The organism is Psychromonas sp., from assembly GCF_983033635.1.
In genome coordinates this window covers 1-3,196 of sequence record NZ_CEZLMY010000270.1, presented here as the reverse complement: position 1 = coordinate 3,196, position 3,196 = coordinate 1, and the positions used below count along the sequence as shown (strand labels likewise).

Sequence of the window (3,196 nt, the reverse complement as noted above, 5' to 3'; positions counted from 1 at the left end):
TTACAAAGGCATAAATAAGATGTTTACTGCAATCAAAAAATCGGAGTTTCTCGGTGGAGCGAAAGCTTCATTACCATTAATTATCGGGGCAATTCCGTTTGCCATATTATTCGGCACGCTAGCGCCAAACAGTGGCCTATCCGCGCTCGCAACGGTCGCCATGTCAGTTATTGTGTTTGCAGGTTCAGCGCAGTTTATTGTGCTGGCTTTAATTGCAGTACAAGCACCATTAGAGATTATTATTCTCACCACATTTGTGGTTAATTTACGTCATCTGCTTTATGCAACCGCACTTGTTGAGTATGTTAAGCACCTGCCGTTATCTTTACGGGCGCTGCTTGCATTCGGTCTCACCGATGAAACTTTTGCAAATATGAGTCAGCGTTATCAGCAAAAAGATCATTCTCAAGCACACTACTTTTATCTGGGGTCAATGCTTACTTTTTATTGCACCTGGGTCAGTTTCACTATTGTTGGTCTTTTACTTGGTAATCTGATTCCGGATATGAGTAGTTGGGGATTAGAGTTTGCGATGTCGGTTACTTTTATCGGTATGGTTGTGCCCTACATGAATAGTAAAGCAATGATTTCTGCGATTATCAGTGCAGGTTTAAGCTCTGTTGTTTTCGCTCCTCTGCCTAATAAGCTGGGATTAATTATCAGTGCGACTATCGGCGTAGCGGTTGGATTAACAATAATACAACTTTCTAAAAAGGAGCTTTCTTATGAATGAGTTTTATCTTATTTTCGGCATGTTTGTTGTTACTTTTGCTATTCGTTTTGTGATGTTTGCCTTTGCTGGCAAACTCTCTTTTCCAAACTGGATGGAAAAAGCATTAAAATTTGTCCCCCCGGCCGTGCTCACCGCAATCATAGTGCCCTCAGTGACTATGCCTCAAGGTAGCTTAGATTTTAGCTTAACTAATGTTTATCTGATTGCAGCGCTATTTTCATTAGCGGTAGCTTTAGTCAGCAAGAGTCTGCTAAAAACCATCGGCTTGGGTATGTTGTTTTTTCTGTTTTTGAAGTGGATGTTGATGTGATTGTAAATAACCAGTTGCTAAATATTGCTGCTATTTCTTATGCTTTTTAAAATGTTCAAGGCGTGAATATTCACGCCTTGTTAATAAACGAGAGTTTATTTTAGACTTCTGCAGCTACCGTTTTTTCTTCTACAGGCTCATCTTTAGGCAATAAAGATTCGCGAATTTTAGCTTCTAGCTCTTCTGCTAATGCCGGGTTCTCTTGCAGATACTTGCTTGCATTGCTCTTACCCTGACCAATTTTTGCGCCATTGTATGAGTACCATGAACCCGCTTTTTCAACGAAATCCTGCTTCACACCAAGATCGATTAACTCACCAAAGTGGTTAATACCTTCACCATAAAGGATTTGGAATTCAGCTTGTTTAAACGGTGGTGAAACTTTATTTTTAACTACTTTAACACGCGTTTCATTACCAACAATTTCATCGCCATTTTTAATCGCACCGATGCGGCGAATATCTAAACGAACAGAAGCGTAGAATTTGAGCGCATTACCACCCGTTGTTGTTTCTGGATTACCAAACATCACCCCGATTTTCATACGAATTTGGTTAATAAAAATAACTAAACAGTTAGTTTGTTTGATATTACCCGTTAATTTACGCAGGGCTTGTGACATTAAACGCGCTTGCAGCCCCATATGCGAGTCACCCATATCGCCTTCAATCTCTGCTTTTGGTGTTAATGCGGCAACCGAGTCAATAATTACCACATTAACCGCACCAGAGCGTACGAGCATGTCACAAATCTCTAACGCTTGTTCGCCTGTATCAGGCTGCGAAATAAGTAAGTTATCCGTATCAACACCTAATTTTTTAGCATAGAGAGGATCAAGTGCATGCTCGGCATCAATAAAGGCACAGGTTTTACCCATCTTTTGTGCTTCAGCAATAACTTGTAATGTTAAGGTTGTTTTACCGGAACTTTCCGGACCGTAAATTTCAACAACACGGCCAAATGGCAAACCACCTATGCCCAGCGCAACATCCAAACTGAGTGAGCCAGTTGAAACAGATTCAATTTCCAGCATCGAAGCAGAAGCGTCACCCAAACGCATGATAGAGCCTTTACCAAATTGTTTTTCAATTTGACCAAGTGCCGCAGCTAATGCTTTATCTTTGTTTTTATCCTGACTCATGTTCTCTCCAAATAAAATTTATTACATACTGTATACACAAACAGTATACTGTTGATTTGCACAGTATCAAGTTTTTTTCTGTTTTTATTTTAAATAATTTCAATCAATCCAAGCAGCGCAAGGCGTATCGCTTGAGTGCGCACATCTGAGCGATCACCAACAAATAGATAACTCGCTGTTTTACTGCCTGAATGCGCGTTATACCAAGAGATACAAACAGTCCCAACAGGTTTTTCAAGTGTACCGCCTTCGGGTCCTGCAATGCCACTGATGGCCACAGCAATATCAGCATCTGAATTTTTTACAGCACCAATCGCCATCTGCCCTGCAACAGGCTCAGAGACCGCACCAAATTGTTCAATAACTTCTTTGTCAACAGCAAGCATCTGAGTTTTGGCATCATTACTATAGGTAACAAAGCTACGATCAAACCACTGCGAACTTCCAGAAATTTCAGTAATAGCGTATGCTACTCCTCCACCCGTACAGGATTCGGCAGTTGCAACAACCAGCCCCGCTTTCGTTAGTTTTTCACCTAAGACTTGCGCTAATTCTTGAACGGTTTTTTCAGTGAACATAAATTTTTCCACCTTTAATATTTTGATTAAGTGTATTCGTTATGAAGCCAACAGCGCAAGAGTTAAAACTACATACGCCAATGATGCAACAATTTTTAACCATCAAAAGCGAAGTACCCGACACCCTACTGTTTTACCGTATGGGTGATTTTTATGAACTGTTTTTTGATGATGCGCGTAAAGCTTCACAGCTACTTGGAATATCCCTAACACAACGTGGTAAAACGGGAGGAAATGCCATTCCAATGGCCGGCGTGCCTTACCATAGTGTAGAGGGTTATTTAGCAAAATTGATTGAGATGGGAGAATCGATTGCAATTTGTGAGCAAATTGGTGATCCGGCTACCTCAAAAGGACCTGTTGAGCGAAAAATTGTGCGCATTATCACCCCGGGTACAATCACCGATGAAGCGTTACTTGACGATCGTCAGGAT

At 40.9% G+C, this 3,196-nt stretch carries 5 protein-coding genes; 3 read left to right on the top strand and 2 right to left on the bottom strand.

Going from position 1 to position 3,196, the window contains the following annotated elements:
- Together AC4GME_RS18335 and AC4GME_RS18330 are read left to right on the top strand one after the other, a co-directional pair.
- On the top strand, positions 1-733 hold a 733-nt coding region (locus tag AC4GME_RS18335; protein WP_490379994.1), incomplete at its 5' end, for an AzlC family ABC transporter permease.
- Positions 726-1,043: an AzlD domain-containing protein gene (locus tag AC4GME_RS18330; protein WP_490376352.1), complete on the top strand. Its 318-nt coding sequence runs from the start codon at positions 726-728 to the stop codon at positions 1,041-1,043. The genes AC4GME_RS18335 and AC4GME_RS18330, both read left to right, overlap by 8 nt.
- Before the next feature lie 100 nt (positions 1,044-1,143).
- On the opposite strand, the gene recA is transcribed toward AC4GME_RS18330, so the two are convergent.
- Positions 1,144-2,184 carry a recombinase RecA gene (gene recA / locus AC4GME_RS18325; protein WP_490376353.1) on the bottom strand — a complete coding sequence of 347 codons (1,041 nt, stop codon included), beginning with the start codon at positions 2,182-2,184 and terminating at the stop codon, positions 1,144-1,146.
- 89 nt (positions 2,185-2,273) lie between these two features.
- The gene (locus AC4GME_RS18320; RefSeq protein WP_490376354.1) at positions 2,274-2,762 is read right to left on the bottom strand and encodes a CinA family protein; all 489 of its coding nucleotides are present in this window, start codon (positions 2,760-2,762) and stop codon (positions 2,274-2,276) included.
- A 41-nt stretch (positions 2,763-2,803) separates the two neighbouring features.
- Here AC4GME_RS18320 and AC4GME_RS18315 point away from each other — a divergent pair.
- Positions 2,804-3,196: MutS N-terminal domain-containing protein (locus tag AC4GME_RS18315; protein ID WP_490379993.1), on the top strand; the 393-nt coding region annotated here is incomplete at its 3' end.